This window comes from Streptomyces sp. NBC_00236 (assembly GCF_036195045.1).
Lineage (GTDB): Bacteria > Actinomycetota > Actinomycetes > Streptomycetales > Streptomycetaceae > Streptomyces.
The window spans coordinates 3439865-3455086 of the sequence record NZ_CP108100.1 but is presented as its reverse complement, the minus strand read 5'-3'; the positions used below and the strand labels follow the sequence as shown (position 1 = coordinate 3455086).

15 protein-coding genes, 1 tRNA gene and 1 pseudogene are annotated in these 15222 nt (G+C 68.1%); 3 read left to right on the top strand and 14 right to left on the bottom strand.

Going from position 1 to position 15222, the window contains the following annotated elements; genetic code table 11:
- Positions 1-1314 precede the first annotated feature (1314 nt).
- Entirely contained in the window at positions 1315-1761 is a 447-nt protein-coding gene (locus tag OG446_RS15395) for an SRPBCC family protein (RefSeq protein WP_328894582.1), read from the top strand.
- 32 nt (positions 1762-1793) lie between these two features.
- On the opposite strand, the gene OG446_RS37190 is transcribed toward OG446_RS15395, so the two are convergent.
- Together OG446_RS37190 and OG446_RS37185 are read right to left on the bottom strand one after the other, a co-directional pair.
- Positions 1794-2183, bottom strand: a complete 390-nt coding sequence (locus OG446_RS37190) for a transposase (RefSeq protein WP_443050273.1) — start codon at positions 2181-2183, stop codon at positions 1794-1796.
- Positions 2183-2488, bottom strand: coding sequence for a transposase (locus OG446_RS37185; RefSeq protein WP_389258556.1), 306 nt, complete (start codon positions 2486-2488; stop codon positions 2183-2185). Before OG446_RS37185 ends, OG446_RS37190 begins: the two co-directional genes overlap by 1 nt.
- 237 nt (positions 2489-2725) lie before the next feature.
- On the opposite strand from OG446_RS37185, the gene OG446_RS15385 reads away from it, so the two are divergent.
- Both OG446_RS15385 and OG446_RS15380 read left to right on the top strand, forming a co-directional pair.
- Positions 2726-3811 (top strand): hypothetical protein, encoded by a 1086-nt coding sequence (locus OG446_RS15385; RefSeq protein WP_328894581.1) that lies wholly within the window; start codon positions 2726-2728, stop codon positions 3809-3811.
- A 166-nt stretch (positions 3812-3977) separates the two neighbouring features.
- A pseudogene (locus tag OG446_RS15380) lies at positions 3978-4690 on the top strand (transposase family protein).
- 198 nt (positions 4691-4888) lie between these two features.
- Here the strand turns inward: OG446_RS15380 and OG446_RS15375 are convergent.
- The 12 genes from OG446_RS15375 to OG446_RS15325 all read right to left on the bottom strand — a co-directional run bounded on the left by OG446_RS15375 (position 4889) and on the right by OG446_RS15325 (position 15219).
- On the bottom strand, positions 4889-5797 hold the full coding sequence (locus tag OG446_RS15375; protein ID WP_328894580.1) for an RNA polymerase sigma factor: 909 nt from the start codon (positions 5795-5797) through the stop codon (positions 4889-4891).
- 126 nt (positions 5798-5923) lie between these two features.
- Positions 5924-6928, bottom strand: coding sequence for an integrase core domain-containing protein (locus OG446_RS37180; RefSeq protein WP_389258558.1), 1005 nt, complete (start codon positions 6926-6928; stop codon positions 5924-5926).
- Positions 6929-6991: 63 nt separating this feature from the next.
- On the bottom strand, positions 6992-7324 hold the full coding sequence (locus OG446_RS15370) for a hypothetical protein (protein WP_328894579.1): 333 nt from the start codon (positions 7322-7324) through the stop codon (positions 6992-6994).
- Positions 7325-7436: 112 nt separating this feature from the next.
- Positions 7437-7509, bottom strand: a tRNA-Arg gene (locus OG446_RS15365).
- A 142-nt stretch (positions 7510-7651) separates the two neighbouring features.
- Positions 7652-9169 carry an AMP-binding protein gene (locus OG446_RS15360; RefSeq protein ID WP_328894578.1) on the bottom strand — a complete coding sequence of 506 codons (1518 nt, stop codon included), beginning with the start codon at positions 9167-9169 and terminating at the stop codon, positions 7652-7654.
- Positions 9166-9591 carry an acyl-CoA thioesterase gene (locus OG446_RS15355; protein WP_328894577.1) on the bottom strand — a complete coding sequence of 142 codons (426 nt, stop codon included), beginning with the start codon at positions 9589-9591 and terminating at the stop codon, positions 9166-9168. Before OG446_RS15355 ends, OG446_RS15360 begins: the two co-directional genes overlap by 4 nt.
- Positions 9588-9926, bottom strand: coding sequence for a holo-ACP synthase (locus OG446_RS15350; RefSeq protein ID WP_328894576.1), 339 nt, complete (start codon positions 9924-9926; stop codon positions 9588-9590). Before OG446_RS15350 ends, OG446_RS15355 begins: the two co-directional genes overlap by 4 nt.
- Positions 9916-10881, bottom strand: a complete 966-nt coding sequence (locus OG446_RS15345) for a hypothetical protein (protein ID WP_328894575.1) — start codon at positions 10879-10881, stop codon at positions 9916-9918. The genes OG446_RS15350 and OG446_RS15345 overlap by 11 nt, the downstream gene beginning before the upstream one ends.
- A gap of 26 nt (positions 10882-10907) precedes the next feature.
- Positions 10908-11168, bottom strand: coding sequence for a hypothetical protein (locus tag OG446_RS15340; RefSeq protein WP_219575382.1), 261 nt, complete (start codon positions 11166-11168; stop codon positions 10908-10910).
- Between the two features lie 122 nt (positions 11169-11290).
- Positions 11291-11893: a TIGR03086 family metal-binding protein gene (locus tag OG446_RS15335; RefSeq protein ID WP_328894574.1), complete on the bottom strand. Its 603-nt coding sequence runs from the start codon at positions 11891-11893 to the stop codon at positions 11291-11293.
- A gap of 300 nt (positions 11894-12193) precedes the next feature.
- Positions 12194-13660, bottom strand: coding sequence for a cytochrome P450 (locus tag OG446_RS15330; RefSeq protein ID WP_328894573.1), 1467 nt, complete (start codon positions 13658-13660; stop codon positions 12194-12196).
- Between the two features lie 224 nt (positions 13661-13884).
- On the bottom strand, positions 13885-15219 hold the full coding sequence (locus OG446_RS15325) for an aminotransferase-like domain-containing protein (protein WP_328894572.1): 1335 nt from the start codon (positions 15217-15219) through the stop codon (positions 13885-13887).
- Positions 15220-15222 lie beyond the last annotated feature (3 nt).

Sequence of the window (15222 nt, the reverse complement as noted above, 5' to 3'; positions counted from 1 at the left end):
ATCGGATGCTGACCACCAGCTGGTGTCATGTGGTGTTCGTCTACGTGGCTAGCCACGAGACCTCCTCTTCATCGAAACGCATGACGTAGCGCCGCACCCATGGGGGTGGTGTGCGCTTCTGGTTGTGCTGACTTTGAGGGAGGAACTACTTAGCCACGCAAGTTGGTTCGCGGGTCAGCGCTACTTGCTACAACAGGGGAACCAGGGCCAACCGGTGGAGTCATGCCTGACTGACCTGCGGCTACGCTCCTCTTTCTCGGGGTTGGAAGAGAGAAACCGACTGCCATCCAGCCGCGGGCGTTTGATCGCTAGTTCCGAACCGGCAACCCTGGTTTCCGTCGAGTGACAACTATGATTGTCACTGTGGAGCGACAGGAACCCGTTGGTGACGATGCGCCGGTAGGCGACGTCGACAGGCTGCGTGACCCGGCATGGCGCGAACTTGACGATCGTGAAAGCGCTGAGCTGTGGGATCAGATGCGCTCCGTGGCCCATGCTCTGGCACGGCGTATCTCTGCGCGGAGTCGAGAGTGTATGGACAACGGCCACACTGCTCCGGCCGCCGTGACTCAATACGCTGACTGGCAGCTTGCCCAACTGCGTGTGCTGCGGTACATGCAAGAAACCGTTCAGGAGCTTGCAGCGGACACTGTGCAGACTGCTGGCGAAATGGGGGCTAGCTACGGTCGAGTTGGAGAGGCCTGGGGGATTTCACGGCAGGCTGCTCGGAAGAAGTGGCCCCAAGCGGGTGACAACGGTGATCCCTCGTCGGGGACGTTCTCTGTGGAGAGGTATGGAGGAAGCGCGGAAGTCAGCCGCGTGCCAGGGCAATCTTCGTGGACGTGGACGGGGCATGGCTGCGATGGCACCGATCAGCAGGCAGCTCAGAGCTACGACAGTTCGTGGGCGGCCCTGACCGCAGCTGACGCTTTCCTGCGAGACCACTTCGTGGCGCTTGGGTGGCGTGACGGCGTCGACGTGCCGTTCGCCCTGGCGGTCGCTGATCGTGAGACTTGCTGGTGTGCCGACACGACGACTGATGCTTGCCGTGAGTGTCATGGGTGACTCGGCTCGACCCTGTTCTGGGGCCTCTAGTGCACAGCGCGAGCCCATGAGCCACGTGGAACGGTTCTTGCGGGGATGCCTAGGTCGTCAGTGACCGCCGCCGTTGATGTCGGACGTGGATGTCAAAGGCCCCGGACCATGATCGGTCCGGGGCCTCTTCGCTTGTGCCCCCGGCAGGATTCGAACCTGCGACACCCGCTTTAGAGCTCATAACACGATCATGGCGAGACGCGGTCTACCCTTGTTGGGGTGTCGTCCCTCGCTGTTACTGCTTCTTCGCACACGTCGGCGTCTGCCGCCATCGTCTACGCGGCGCTCCTGGATGCAGAATCCTGGCCGTTGTGGTCTGCCTACACCGACGTCGAGTGGGATGTGCCTGCGGGAATCGACCGACCGGCACGCGTGAATGACCTGCGCACCATCCGTTCCCGCGCTGGACGTGTGTGCTGTCGCCAGCGCGTCGTCGAGATGGTCCCCGACCAGCGGTTCAGCTACGAACAGGCCGCAGGGCTGTTCACATCTCATCGAGGGTCTGTGGACCTGGCCCTAGCCCCCCATGGCGGCACCGACATCACCTGGTCAGCGACCTATCGGCACACCCTCCCTCTCTTGAACATGCTCAGGAGACGGCGCCTGCAGGTTTTGGTCCACGATCTCGCGTCATACGCCAACTCGATCGTGAGCCGTAACGCCTAGGACTGCAGCGCAGGTTCAAGATCCAACCTTCTTCAGGCGTCTCCAGTAAATGAGGCTGCAGCCCAATGAGACCAAGGCGTCGTGGAGTTCAAGGCGTCGTTCCCATCGCACGGCGAGGCGTTTGAACTGGTGGAGCAGGGCGAAGGCCTGCTCGACGACGTAGCGGATCTTGCCCAGGCCCTTGATGTTCGGGGCGCCCTTGCGCGAGATGACCGGCAGGATCCTGCGCGCCGCAGTTCCCGGCGTACGGCCTTCGAGTCGTACGCCTTGTCGCCCAGGACGGACTCGGGGCGCCGTCGCGGTCGGCCGGGCTGGCCGACGACGGGCGGGATGCCGTCAACCAAATTTAGGGTCTGGGTGATGTCGTTGACGTTCGCCGCGGTGGTGATGACTTTGAGCGGGGTGCCGCGTCCGTCGCAGATCAGGTGATGGTTGCTGCCCGTTTTCCGCCGGTCGACCGGCGACGGACCGGTGTCGGCGCCCCCTTTTTCGCGCGGATGTGGGAACCATCCATGCAGGCCCGTGACCAGTCGAGCTCGCCGACCGCGTTCAGCTCTGCGAGCAGGACCTGGTGCAGACGGTCGAAGACCCCCGCCTCCTGCCACCGGTCCAGACGCCGCCAGCACGTCTGACCCGAGCCGAACCCCAGCTCCAGTGGGAGGAGCTGCCACGCTATGTCGTTGTAGAGGACGAACAGGATGCCCTGGAGACAGGGCCGGTCCGGCACCGGTCTCGGCCCCGGCGACCGCTCCGGCCAAGGCGGCAGGAGTGGCTCAATCAATGAGCTTTTTCAGAGTGGCCACTGATCGAGTGATAGCTGGCCGAAGCACGCTGGTTGTCACATAGGCAGGCTTGCTGTCGCTGTGGCCGGGCTGCATGCGTTGGAACTTGACCAGTTGAACACCGTTGTCACCGAAGCTGAGGCGGCCAGGGGTTGTCAGTGGCTGGTGACAGGATCACCGGCATGGTTTTCGTACGTACTACTCCGCCGCGGCCCGTGGACGTGACCGCGGTCTTTCCCGAGCTGGCGCCGTTGGCACGTCCTGCGATTCGGCTGCACCCGCGTCCCGGGTCGCCTTCGGTCGGGGAGAGCTCGGTCGGGGGGCCGTTGCTGTGGCCGGCGGAAGAGCCATGGCCACACTGCGAAGCCTCGCACCTGCACGTGGACAGCGGGTTCCGCCAGTCGCCAGCCGACGTGCGGCTCATGAGACGCATGCAGGCCCGGCGGCACCGCGATCACAATGGCCACGGCGGGATGACGCCCGAGGAGGCGGCGATCAAGGAGCGGAACGCCGCGAGGCTCGCGGAGCGATTCGCCGCTGGCCCGCCGCCCGCGGACTGCCCGGTCCCCATGCTGCCCGTGGCCCAGCTGTATCTGCGCGACATACCCCTGCTGCAGCCGCCCGGACAGGCCGATCTGCTCCAGGTTCTGTGGTGCCCCTACGACCACGATCCGCATCACAAACCGTCTACCGCACTGTTCTGGCGGTCCGCCGCCGAGGTCGTCGACATCCTCGCCACGCCGCCCGAACCGTACGAGGTGAACGATGACGGCTATCTGCCGGAGCCGTGCGTGCTGGCACCGGAAGCGATCACCGAATACCCCAACAGCCTCGAACTGAGCCCGCAGATGCTGCTGATCGTGGAGGACTGGAGCAGATGGCAGGCAGCCGGCGCCGACGTGGACAGCTCCTACGCGGACTATCCGCGCGACTTCTATGACCCCCATCTGGCAGGCGCGCCCGGATGGAAGGTCGGCGGCTGGCCTCCGTGGGGCCGCACCGACCCCAACCCCCGATACTGCACTGTCTGTGATGTGCGGATGGTCCCGCTGCTGACCATCGCCTCATCCGAATGGGACGGTGGTGAGGGACACAGTTGGGCGCCTTGCGAAGAACAGGCCGCCGCCTACGCCGCCAACACCGTCGGTAGCTGCTGTGGCCAGGGCCCCTCGCAGCCGACCAAGGTCGAAGTCGGCAGCACCGACAACATGCAGCTCTACATCTGCCCAGCCTCCCCCGAGCATCCGCACACCGACCTGATCCAATGAGCTGCCGGGCCTGTCACACACCCTCCCGCAGTCGCTGGCAGAAGTGCCGCCGCGTCAGGGTGTGTGACAAGCCGTTTGCCCCACGGCGACGGGACCCGCAACGCACAAAGCTCCTGTGTAGTTGGGGAGGTGTTCGAAGTCCCAACCCGTCGGCGCAGGAGCCTTGTTGGTTCCCCACCCTGCCGCACTCGACCTGCCGCACGCGCTGGTCGAGTGGGTCACCATGCTCATCGTCACCCGTGAGGGTGACCGCCGCTGCAAGCTCCCACCGCACCAGCGCGCGCTGGTCGCCTTGGTGTACCTGCGCAAACACGACACCCTCGCGCAGATCGCCGCCGGCTTCGGCATCTCGGTGGGCACCGCCCACGCCTACACCCGCGCCGTAGTCGACATGCTCGCAGCCAGAGCACCGGGCCTGCTCAAAGTCCTGCGTGAAGCTGACCCGGACTTCGTCCTGCTCGACGGAACGCTTGCCGCGTGCGACCACCTTGGCGACGGCCGGGCGGACTACTCCGCCAAGCACCGCCGCCACGGCGTGAACGTCCAGGTGGTGACAGACCCGGCCGGACCCATGACCTGACCGCGGCCCGCACGCACGGGATCATCCGCATCTGCGAACGCCAGGGCGTCCCGGTCCTCGCCGACCGCGCCTAAACCGGCGCCGGCCCCTGGGTCACCACCCCGGCCAGACGCCCGCCCCGCCGCGACCTGTCACCAACCCAGCGCACCCTCAACCGCGCGCTCTCGGCAACACGGGCACCGGTCGAGCGGGGCGTGGCCCGCCTGAAGTCCTGGCGGATCTTCCACCAGGCACGCTGCAGCCCGAATCGAATGTCGTCAATCGCCGCTGCCGTCCTCACCCTGGAGCGGCAACGCTGAAAGAGCTCAATGCCCAAAAGTCGTCGTCCACGATCCACGGCCGAGTACTCACACCGTCACAAACGGCTCAATCCTCACACTGGTCACGGCCAACCAACACGTGTAGCCAAGATCGTGTTACGAGCTCTTAGGAGTGGGGGCTTGCTGCCTCGGCACGGTCGAGAGTATTTCCGGCTCGACGCGAGCGTGTAGTCGAACCTATCTGCCGGGTAGGCGCGTCCGCGTAAACCCGGATACATAGTCGCTCTCCGATAGTTCCTCTTCTGGCACCGATTTCCGGCGCGGTGGTCCGGGACGGACCGCACGGTTGAAACGGTATGCGCCGAAAGATTCTCGGATTTGGTCGGTGATGGGACGAGGTGCGAACGTCCCACCTTCTTCGATGGCCTGGCGGCGGCGTGTCCACCACTTGGACACCCAACGGGCCAAGCCGGCTACGAGGAGAAAACTCACGGCCAGATAGATCAATGTCGAGGTTGATGGGGCCTGTGGCAGGGGACCTCGTGGGCTGCCTGCTGGGAGCTGCACCTTCCTGAGGGCGCGACTTCCCGCCATGCAGAAGACCGTGACGCCCACTACCAACAAGGCAGCCAGATGGACCCGGAGTGCCGCTACCGCGCGCACTACATGAGTAGCGACCGTCCCCGGCTTCTTCCTCATCACCTCGGCTGTCTCGGCTTGCGTGTACTCCAACGCTTTGGCTGCCCACACAGCCGTCCGCTGCTGCGACGGCAGGTCTTGCAAGGCTTTGTACACGGCCAGGCGATTGGCGATCAGGTCGCTGAAGTCCGCGACGTGCCCATCTGCTGGCTGGGCCTGGCAAGCAGCCGTCGAGGCCAAGACCGCTCGCCTTCTGTCTTGTCGGCTTGCGGCTCGTACGTCGTTGCGTATCACGGCATAGAGATAGGCACGGGGATCGCGAATCTGAGAAGGGGCGCGAAGAACCTTGGCGAAGGCGCTTTGCACCACGTCGTCGGCGGATAGCGCGGACTCTGGCAGCCGCTCGTCGGCCAGCAGTCGGCGCGCGAACCCTTCCATTTCCCGATGATGATCCCTGTACAGCGCGCCCAGGGCCTCAGTTGCCAAGGCGTCGGATGTCTCAGCCACGAGTCTGACCCCTCATGCCGGTGTGCTGCGTGCTTCCATCGCCATCCTCTTGGCCACGCCGGGCCCGAATTAGGGCTGCTCTGGCCTGCGCCCGATTGCGGTAGGACACGCTGTCCACCCACCCTTTCAGACTTGGAGCCAGGACGACGATGATGGACAACAATGCGCCCGCGATCTCCACGGAGCACCTCCCCATAGTTGGCGGCCTTCCGCCCTGCGATCCAGGGCAGAGGCTGTATACGTCTGAAGAGGCGCGGCAGGCTCGATCTCATGACAAGGCCGAAGAATCTTTCCACTTGATCGGCTATGAGCTGCCCTGAGTTTCCTAGCGGCGGGTCTGCGGTTGCAGGCGGTGTTTGTGGTCGCCTGGGATCGGTGGTGCTGGTCCTCGAGTTCTTCGGGTGGGAGGTAGTCGAGGGCGAAGTGCAGGCGTTCGGTGTTGTACCAGCCGACCCACTGGACGACTGCCCGTTTGACCTGGTCAGCGTCAGGCCAGGGGCCGTGGTGCTCGATCAGTACGGCTTTGAAGGAGCCGTTGAGGGCCTCGGCCATCGCGTTGTCATAGCTGTCGGCGACGGAGCCGACGGACGCGGTCGCGCCGGCCTCGAGCAGGCGCTTGCCGTAGCGGATGGACACGTATTGGGCAGAGTTCCCCGCAAGAGTTGGACAAGATCCGCCCGATGAGTGAACAGGTGTGGGTCGTCGAGAAGCGGGATACAAGCGGCTATGGCCGCTTCTCGTGCGTGCGGATCGGGGTCGCTGAGGCAGCGGGAGACCCCGGCGAAGAGCAGGGGGCGAATCTCGCGGGTCTGGACGAACGGCGGATAGTCCTCGGGTGGGAACCCGTACTGGCGGCTGATCGCTGCGGCTTCGTCGGTGACCTCGTTGGCGGCCGAGTTCAGCCAGCTCAACAGTTCGGCGCGCAATGGCCTGGGAGAGGTGCGGGGCGTTGCAGCGACGGGCACAGCGGTACGTAGGTTGGCGAGGATGCCGGCCACGTAGAGGGCGGCAGGTGCCCCTGGTGGAGGACTGCGTAGTCGAGGTGATCCAAAGCCCCTGATCGCACGCCCTGGTCGGGATCCAACAGTGCGACGAGCTGGGCGGGCGTGTCCTCCGCCGTCCCGTAAGCATGCTCCAGGGCGCTCCAGTCGGTCGCGGCCAGCACCACGGTGGGGTCGGGGAGGGAAGTCAGGCTCACTGGTGCTCTCGCCAGGCTTGCTCCGTGGCCTCGGCTGTCGCGTCCTCGGCAAGCTGCTCGATCTCCGAGGGCACATCCCGCTCGTCGAGGACGAAGAGCCGGCCGCCCGCGAGCGTGGTGGTCGGATTCCATCCGAGGCGGCGGCCCGCCTCGCGAGCAGCACGCCGGACGTCCTTCAGCTCGCCCATCTCTTCGAGGTCGCTGCTGCTCAGGACGAGCTGCCCGTAGTACCCCTTGTACTGGGGCTTGAGGCCGGCCTTCATCAACGATTCCAGGCGGTCGACCATGTTCTGGTACCGGCGCCGGGCCAGTTCGTCCTTTATGGGCATCGACTGCCGCTTCCCAACGCCCGCGCGGGCCATGTGTGCCATATATGTGCTGCGAGACCAGAGGCCCTGCCGCCCATTAGGACGACAGGGCCTCTGACCTGCTGCTTCTCTGTGCCCCCGGCAGGATTCGAACCTGCGACACCCGCTTTAGGAGAGCGGTGCTCTATCCCCTGAGCTACGAAGGCGGGGCTTAACCGCTGACAGCCTAGCGGATAGGGGTTACGGAGGTCGCCCCCGTTGGCGTCGAGCGCCGGCGGGGTTCGTCTCAGGCCGTCTGACCTGGGGCGTTTCCCCTGGGATGTATGGGTCCGACCGGCCTCGGGCCGGTCATCCCAGCGTGCCCTGTGCCAGCTGCGCGGCCATGTGGGTGCGGGCGGGCTTGCCGCTTGCCGTTCGGGCGACCGCGCTGTGCGGCACCTCCAGTACGCGGTCCGGGGCCATGCCGAAGTCGGCGGCGATGCGGGTGGCTACCTGGGCCGTGTCGATGTGCCGGGACCGTTCCGGTACGACGACCACGGCGAAGGATTCGGCGGACGGCAGGACCACGCACTCGGCGACGCCGGGGACCGTTGCCGCGATCTGTTCGATGTCCGTGGCGAAGACGTTCACGCCGCTGACGGAGATGCGGTCGCCCCTGCGGCCGCTCAGGTGGAGGCGGCCCGAGCGCAGGCCTCCCAGGTCGCCCGTGTCGAACCAGGTGGTGCGGTGGTCGGTGGTTCCGTCGTAGCCGTCGAACAGGGTGGCGCCGCGCAGTTGCACCGCGCCGACCTCCGCCTCCGCGCAGTCGAGGCCCGACTCGTCCACGATGCGCAGGTCCAGGCCGGGCATGGTGCGGCCGAGGCAGGCGGATGTGGTGGGGCCGTCCGTCCGGAAGCTGGTGGCGGCGTCCACGTAGCGGTGCGAGGTGGCCATCAGGGCCGCCTCGGCGAGTCCGTAGCAGAACACCAGGGCCGTGGAGTCGAATCCCCAGGGGCCCGCGGCGTCCAGGAAGGTGCGCACGGACTGTTGGCGGATGGGTTCGGCTCCGCAGAACACGGTGCGCCAGACGCCGAGCAGCTGCGGGTCGACCGATTCCTGGGCCGCGGCCGCCTCGTCGATCCTGGCCGCGAGGTAGCGCAGCATGAAGTCGGGCAGGGCGCTGTGCACGCTTTCCGCGTCGCGCATCAGCCGCAGAGCCGCCATGGGTCTGCGCAGGAAGGTGCCCGGGTCCTCGACCACCAGGTCGATGCCCTGGACCAGGGAGGTCAGTACGCCGATGAGGCCCATGTCGTGGTGGAGCGGCAGGGCGATCAGGCCGGCGTGGCCCGGCTTCATGCCCGCGACGATGCGGATGGCCTGGATGTTGCCGAGCACGGCCCGGTGGCTGAGCGGGATGGGGCGGGGCATTCCGGTGGAGCCGCTGGTGTACTGGATGAACGCGAGGCCGTCACGGTCCCCGGGGGCGGGTTCGGGCGTCGCGCCGGGGCGGAGGACCAACTGGAGCTCGTTCAGGCCATGTCCGGCGATGCGGAAGGCGTGGCGCACGTGCTGCTGGTGCGTCACCCGCGCGAAGTACTGGGCGGTGATCGCGCCCGGGACGCGCGGCTTCACGGAGACGGGGATCGCGCCCATGTGCATGAGGCCCAGGAGGGCGAGTACGCCCTCGCGGGAACTGCCGATGCGGATCATCACCCGGTCCCCGGGGCGTACCCCCTGCTGGACGAAGCCGCCGGCGGCGGCCGCGATCTGTTCGGCGAACGCGGGATAGGTCAGGCGCTCCCGCTTGGCGGAGGTGCCGAAGGTGACGGTCGCGTCGTGCCGGTGGGCCTGTCCGGCGACGGCTTCCTGCAGCGTGTTCGTGGTCATGCCACCCTCCCGGGCGTTCTCAGCAGTGCCTGGAGGTCCGCCCGGTGGATCTGCTTGGTGTCGCGGTCGACGAGCCCCAGCCGGACCTGGCCCCGGGCGACCACCGTGCCGTCGGTCCGTTCGATGTCCTGGCTCAGCGTGAAGCTGTACGAGGACTGGCCCGCCAGGGACGTACGGACGACGAGGCGGCCCACCGGGTCCCAGTCGACCGTCTTCAGGTAGTCCAGCTGGAGCTGGAGCACGACGGCCACCAGGGAGCTGTCCCGCAGGTCGGCGCCCAGGGCGAGCCCCCACTGCCAGCGGCCCGACTCCAGGAGCTGGACGTGCACGCTGTTGTTCAGGTGCCCGGCCCAGTCGAAGTCGTTGGGGCGCAGGGCGACTTCGCAGGTGTGCTCGAACTCCTGCGGTGTGACGGCGTTCATGGGGTCCGGTCTCCACTCCGTGCCGGTCCGGCCAGGAGGACGACCACCGCACCGGCGAGATCGCCGGTGTGGCTGATCGACACTTCCACGGCGAGGTCATGCTGCAGGCGCCACTGGGCGATCGGGCCGTGCAGCTGGATCCGGGGCTGCCCGGAGGGGCCGTGTACCACCTCGACCTCGGGAAAGGTGTGGGCCGGTGCGCCGCCCAGGGAGCTGACGGCCTTGATGAACGCCTCCTTGGCCGAGAACAGCCCGGCCAAGGACGCGTACGGGTCGGGCCGGGAGTGGCAGTGCGCCAGCTCGCCGGCCGTGAACAGCGCGCCGCTACTGAGCAAGTGCCGCTTCGCGCGCAGCTCCGTTACGGACTGCAGATCGAATCCGGTCGACATCGTTCGTGCGGAGACTGGCGAAGTAGGCACGCTTCAAGTCCTCATACGATTGGGTCTGGATGCCGGTCACCTCGCGGACCAGGGCGAACACGCTGGTCAGCTTCTTCGCGTGCACCGACCCCTCGTGCAGCGCGTCGTCGGCGAGGGCGAACTCCTCGTCGCCGGAGCGGGTCCGCTCCCACCAGTTGACGTGGCCCTGGCGCTCGGTCTGGGCCTCACGTGCCGCGCCGAAGGTCTCGCCCCCGTCGGGGCGGACCCAGGTGTACGCCATCGACAGGACGTCCTTCACGGGATAGACGCCGGTGTCCACCAGGGCCTTGGCGAAGGACGCGAAGTACTGCCGGTGCTGCACCTCGTCCTTCATGACCGTGTGGAAGACGTCGCGCACCAGGGCGTCCTCGGTGGCGCGGGACTGCCAGCCGTACGACACACAGGCTTCGATCTCCACGCAGGCCTGGAGCATGCAGACGCGCACGTAGTTGTCCATCGGGAGCTCGCCCCGGCACTCGATCACTTCGTCCTCGTCGATGGGGTCGATGCCCGCCATCTCCATGAGCCGGCCGAAGGCGATCTCGTGGTGAGCCTCCTCCTCCAGCCAGTAGCGGGCCGACCAGGCCGCGGCGATGTGCAGGACGTCGGCGCCGAGCGGGTTGGACTCGCGGATCTCGTTGGCCAGTTTGACGCCGTCGACGGCCAGCCGGAGGCCGGCCGGCTGGGTGGTCAGTTCGGCGCGGGAGGCGTGCCACAGCGCGGCCTTGTCGCCGGCGCGCGGCCGGTCGAGGCGGCGGCCGTCGAAGAGGCTGTCCGTTCCCCAGCGGCGCTGCTCGTGGTAGCTCTGCTGCACGCGCAGCACATCGGTGATGGTGGCCCCGGCGCGGAGCTCCTTGACTATGTCGGTCATGATCAGCACGGTTCGCGCCTTCCGGTTCAGGAGGAGGTGGTGGCGAGCTGCTTACCGAGGGCCGACACGACTTCCTCGGCGGTGTGATCGAGGGTCATCGTCGGCAGTTCGACGTCGTCGTCGACACCGACGTCGGCGAGCGCTCCGGCGAACGCGTCCAGCAGGTCGATGGAGTTGATCGCACTCGGCGAGGCGACCAGGACGGCGGAGAGCGGCTGACCGGCGAACACCTCTTCCTCGGTCAGGCCGAGCCGGCGTGCGACATGCGTTCTGAGGTCGGCGAGCATGCGTGTCTCCCTGTGGATGTCGGGGCGGGTGCGGGGCGGGGCTCGATCGGGGTTCGGTCCGCCGTGCCGCTGAAGGGTGCGTGCCAGGCGTCGCCGAGCAGGCGGGACTTTCGGAACACGCCCTAGCGGGGAGCCGGGGCGGACCAGTCGGGCGAGCGCCCGAGCGTGGTCAGGACCAGGTCGAGCGAGTGCGCGCCGGGCGCGGTGGGCAGGGCCGGGCGGAACTGTGCGTCCGGGCCGAGCCGTCGTTCGTCGTCCGGCACGCGCAGGGCGATCACCAGCGCGGCCTCGGTGGTCCCCTCGTCCAGGTCGAGGCTCACGCCGAGGGTCCGGGCCAGGTCCCAGCCGTGGACCACGTGGTCGAGGAAGTGGAACCCGATGGCGACCGTGGCGGGGAAGCGCCGCGTCTCGCTGATTTCGGGGAGGCTGAACTCCCGGGTGAGTACGGCCTGTTCGGCGAAGGCTTCGAGAGCTGCCTCGGCCGCGGTGCGGTAGGTCTTCAGCGGATCGTCGCCGAGTTCGCCGGGGTGCCAGGCGGCGAGGCGGGTCCTGATTCCCGCGGCGGCGGCCGCGAAGCCATGGTGCTGGGCCGTCATGTGGGCCACCAGCTGATGCAGCGTCCAGCCGGCGCACGGGGTGGGGCGGTCCCAGTCCTCGGGTTCTGCCTGCTCCAGGATGCGCAGGGTCTCCAGCACGGCCGCTCGGTCCAGCTTCCGGATGTCCATACGGATCCTTTCGGCGAGTGTGGGCACACGCAGCCGCCTCCCCCGGTGGAGTGCGCGAGCAGAAAAACAATAGCACGACCGTACGTTTAGTTAGTGTGTTCGGGGACGGGAAGGGAAGCGCGTGTGCCGTGGTGCCGGGGGCGAGGGGGAGCGCCTGCCGGGAGAGGGCTTCGGGCCGGGGGCGGGTGCCGCCGGCGCCGAGGGGGAGGGGCTCCCGCCCGGTGGGGAGAGGAGCGGCCGGTGCCGGGAGTGCCCGGCCGCTCCCGGATGCGGTGCCGGGGAGAGGTCTGTCGGAAGAGGTCAGGAAGCCACGGGGCGGATCCGGCAGCGCGCCGTACCGTCGACGCGGAGGCTGATCCCTGCGGCGACCGCGAGATCGGTGTCCACGGCCTCGAACTCGTACGCCCGCAGGACCATCGCCAGCGCGATGACCGCCTCCAGCATCGAGAAGTGCTGTCCGATGCAGGCGCGCGGGCCCCCGCCGAAGGGGAAGTAGGCGTAGCGCGGGCGGGTCGCCTCCGCTTCCGGGGTGAACCGGTCGGGGTCGAAGCGCTCCGGGTCCGGCCAGTACCGCGGGTGGCGGTGGGTGGCCCAGGGGACCAGCATGATGTCGGCGCCCGCCGGGACGGTGTGGCCGTCGATCTCGCTCGCTGCGACCGCGCGCCGGCCGGTGACGGGAGCCGCCGGGTAGAGCCGCATCGCCTCCTTGAGTACGCGCATGAGGTACGGGAGGCGGTCGAAGTCGGCGGCGTCGGGCGTCCGGTCGCCGAGGACGCGGCCGATCTCGTCGCGGGCCCGGGCCTGGATCTCGGGGTGGGTGGCCAGCAGATGCAGGGTGAAGGCCATCGAGGTGGCGGTCGACTCGTGCCCGGCGAGCAGGAAGATCAGCATCTGGTCGCGCAGTTCGGTGGCGTCGAGCTCCCCGTCCTCCTCGTTCGTGGCGGCGGCGAGCAGCGACAGCAGATCCTCGCCCTGGGGGGCCGCGGTGCTGCGCCGCTCGGCCACGATCCGGTCGCACACCCCGTACAGCTCGTTCACCGCGGCGGCGGCCCGCCGGTTGCCCGGGGTGGGCCACTCGCGGGGGAGGTTCGCGGGGGAGTAGCCGCGGCGCATGGTGTATTCGGTGATGACCGGGAAGCACCGGTCCACCACGTCGATGGTGGCCTCGACATCGGTGCCGAACAGGATCCGGGCCACCGCACGCAGTGCGAGGCGCATCATCTCGTGGGAGAGCTCGACGACGCCGTCCGGCGCCTGTTCCCAGGAGGCGAGGGTCGCCTCGGTCTCGGTGACGACGGCGCCCGCGTACCCGTCGACCCGACGCTTGGTGAACAGTGGTTGAACCAGGCGCCGTTGGCGCAGGTAGTCGTCGTCCTGGCTGGTCAGCAGGCCATTGCCGAAGGAGTCCCTGATCTCCTGGTAGAAGTGGTTGTCCTTGCGGAAGTTGGCCGCATCGGACCCCAGTACCTGGTGGACGCCTTCCGCCGAGAACACGCTCGTCATCTCGGCGCGGAGGCCGGGCGGGCCCGCGGTGATCCGGACGACGTCGCCGTGCGCGTGCATCGCGCGTACGTACGTGCCGAGCGAGTCCGACCGCATGTCGAAGAGCGAGCCGAGCAGCGGGACCCCGGCGAGCTGGGGGATCCCCGCGGGGAGGTTCGCACCGGCGGCGGTGGGCGGCTCCGGCGTCCTGGGAGGTTCCGGCGTCCTGGGAGGTTCCGGGCGGGGACGGGCGTCCGACGCGTCGGAGTGCTGTCGTTGTCTCATACCGATTCGGCTCCTTGTCTCAGGTGATTCCGTCGTCGGTGCTGTCTCTGTCGTGGTCGGGCCGGTGAAGGGAGAGGGGGGCAGGCCGGCGCAGGGAGGGCGGGAAGGCGAATGTGGGGGCCGGAGCGGCGGAGGGAGGGGCCGGGCCGGCTCGTGGGGCATGGCGGACCGCCCCCTCCCTCCGCCTCGGTCCCGCCCCCTCCTCCGCCTGGGTCCGCCGGTCCCTACCGGCCCGCCTGGCCGGTGATGAACGCGGCCAGCCTGCGTACGCCCTCCGAGATCTGATCCGGAGTCAGAGCGCTGCATGACAGCCGGAGCTGGGTGCTCCCGCCGCCGTCGAGGTAGAAGTCGCTCATCGGCGTCCAGAGCACCCCGAAGTTCCGTGCCGAGTGTTCGAGTGCCTTGGTGTCGGCGAGGAACGGGACGGTGACGACGAGGAAGAACCCGCCGTCCGGCCGGTTCCAGCTGACACCGAGCTCGCTCCGGCGCGCCGCCGGGAAGTGCCGCTCCAGCTCGTCCAGGAGGGTGTCCAGATTGGTGCGGTAGAAGGCGATGGCATCGGCGTTCGCCGCGCGGAGCCGGCAGTCGGACTCGATGAGCAGCCCGCCGATGACGGCCTGGCTGATGGCCGAGGTGTTGACCGTCGTCATGCTCTTGATCTTGGACAACTGGTCGGCCAGTAACGTGCGTTCGCCGGCCGGCCCGATGACCTCCTGATCGGCGACGACATAGCCGACACGTGCGCCGGGCAGCGCGGTCTTCGCGAACGATCCGAGGTGCAGGACCCGCCTCTCGCGATCCAGGGCCTTGAGCGTGGGACGCGAGGACCCTTCGCGTACGAAGAACCCGTAGGGATCGTCCTCCAGGATCAGCAGATCCTCCTGTGCGGCGATCTCCAGGAGCTGTTCGCGGGCGGCGACGGTCATGCTCGCGCCCGACGGGTTGGCGAAGTCCGGCACCACGTACAGGGCACGGGGCCGCCCGCCTGCCGCCCGTGTCCGGCGTACGCCGGCCAGGATCGCCTGCGGGTCCGGTCCGGCGGCTCCTTCCTGGACGGGGCAGAGCGCGATGTCCAGCAGCCGGGCCGCACCGGTGACCCCGACGTAGCAGGGAGAGCTGACGAGCAGGGTGTCCTCGGGCCGGGCGAACAGGGCGCGCAGGGTGAGCAGCATCGCCTCCTGGCAGCCGGTCGTCACGACGACCGACTCCGGACTGACGTGAATGCCCTCGTCGTTGGCCAGGGTGCGGGCGATGAGGTCGTGGATGATGCCGTTGGTCCGGCCGTACTGGAACAGCTGAGTGCGCACCCGGTCGTCGGACCAGCCGAGTCCGTACTTCAGATGGTCGGTGTAGGTCTGGAGGTAGCGCGCCGGATCGTCCGTGGCGAACGTGCCCTCGGACGGCCTGCCGGGGGCGAAGGAGAGGGCGTCGGGGAAGCGGGAGACGACCTCGTTCAGGAAGTTCATCGCGTCGAGCACCGGGTCGGTGAGGGACGCGTGCAGTTCGGTGAGGTCGAGGGCCCGGGCAGTCCGGGTGGCCGGGGCGGTGCTGTCGCCCATGGG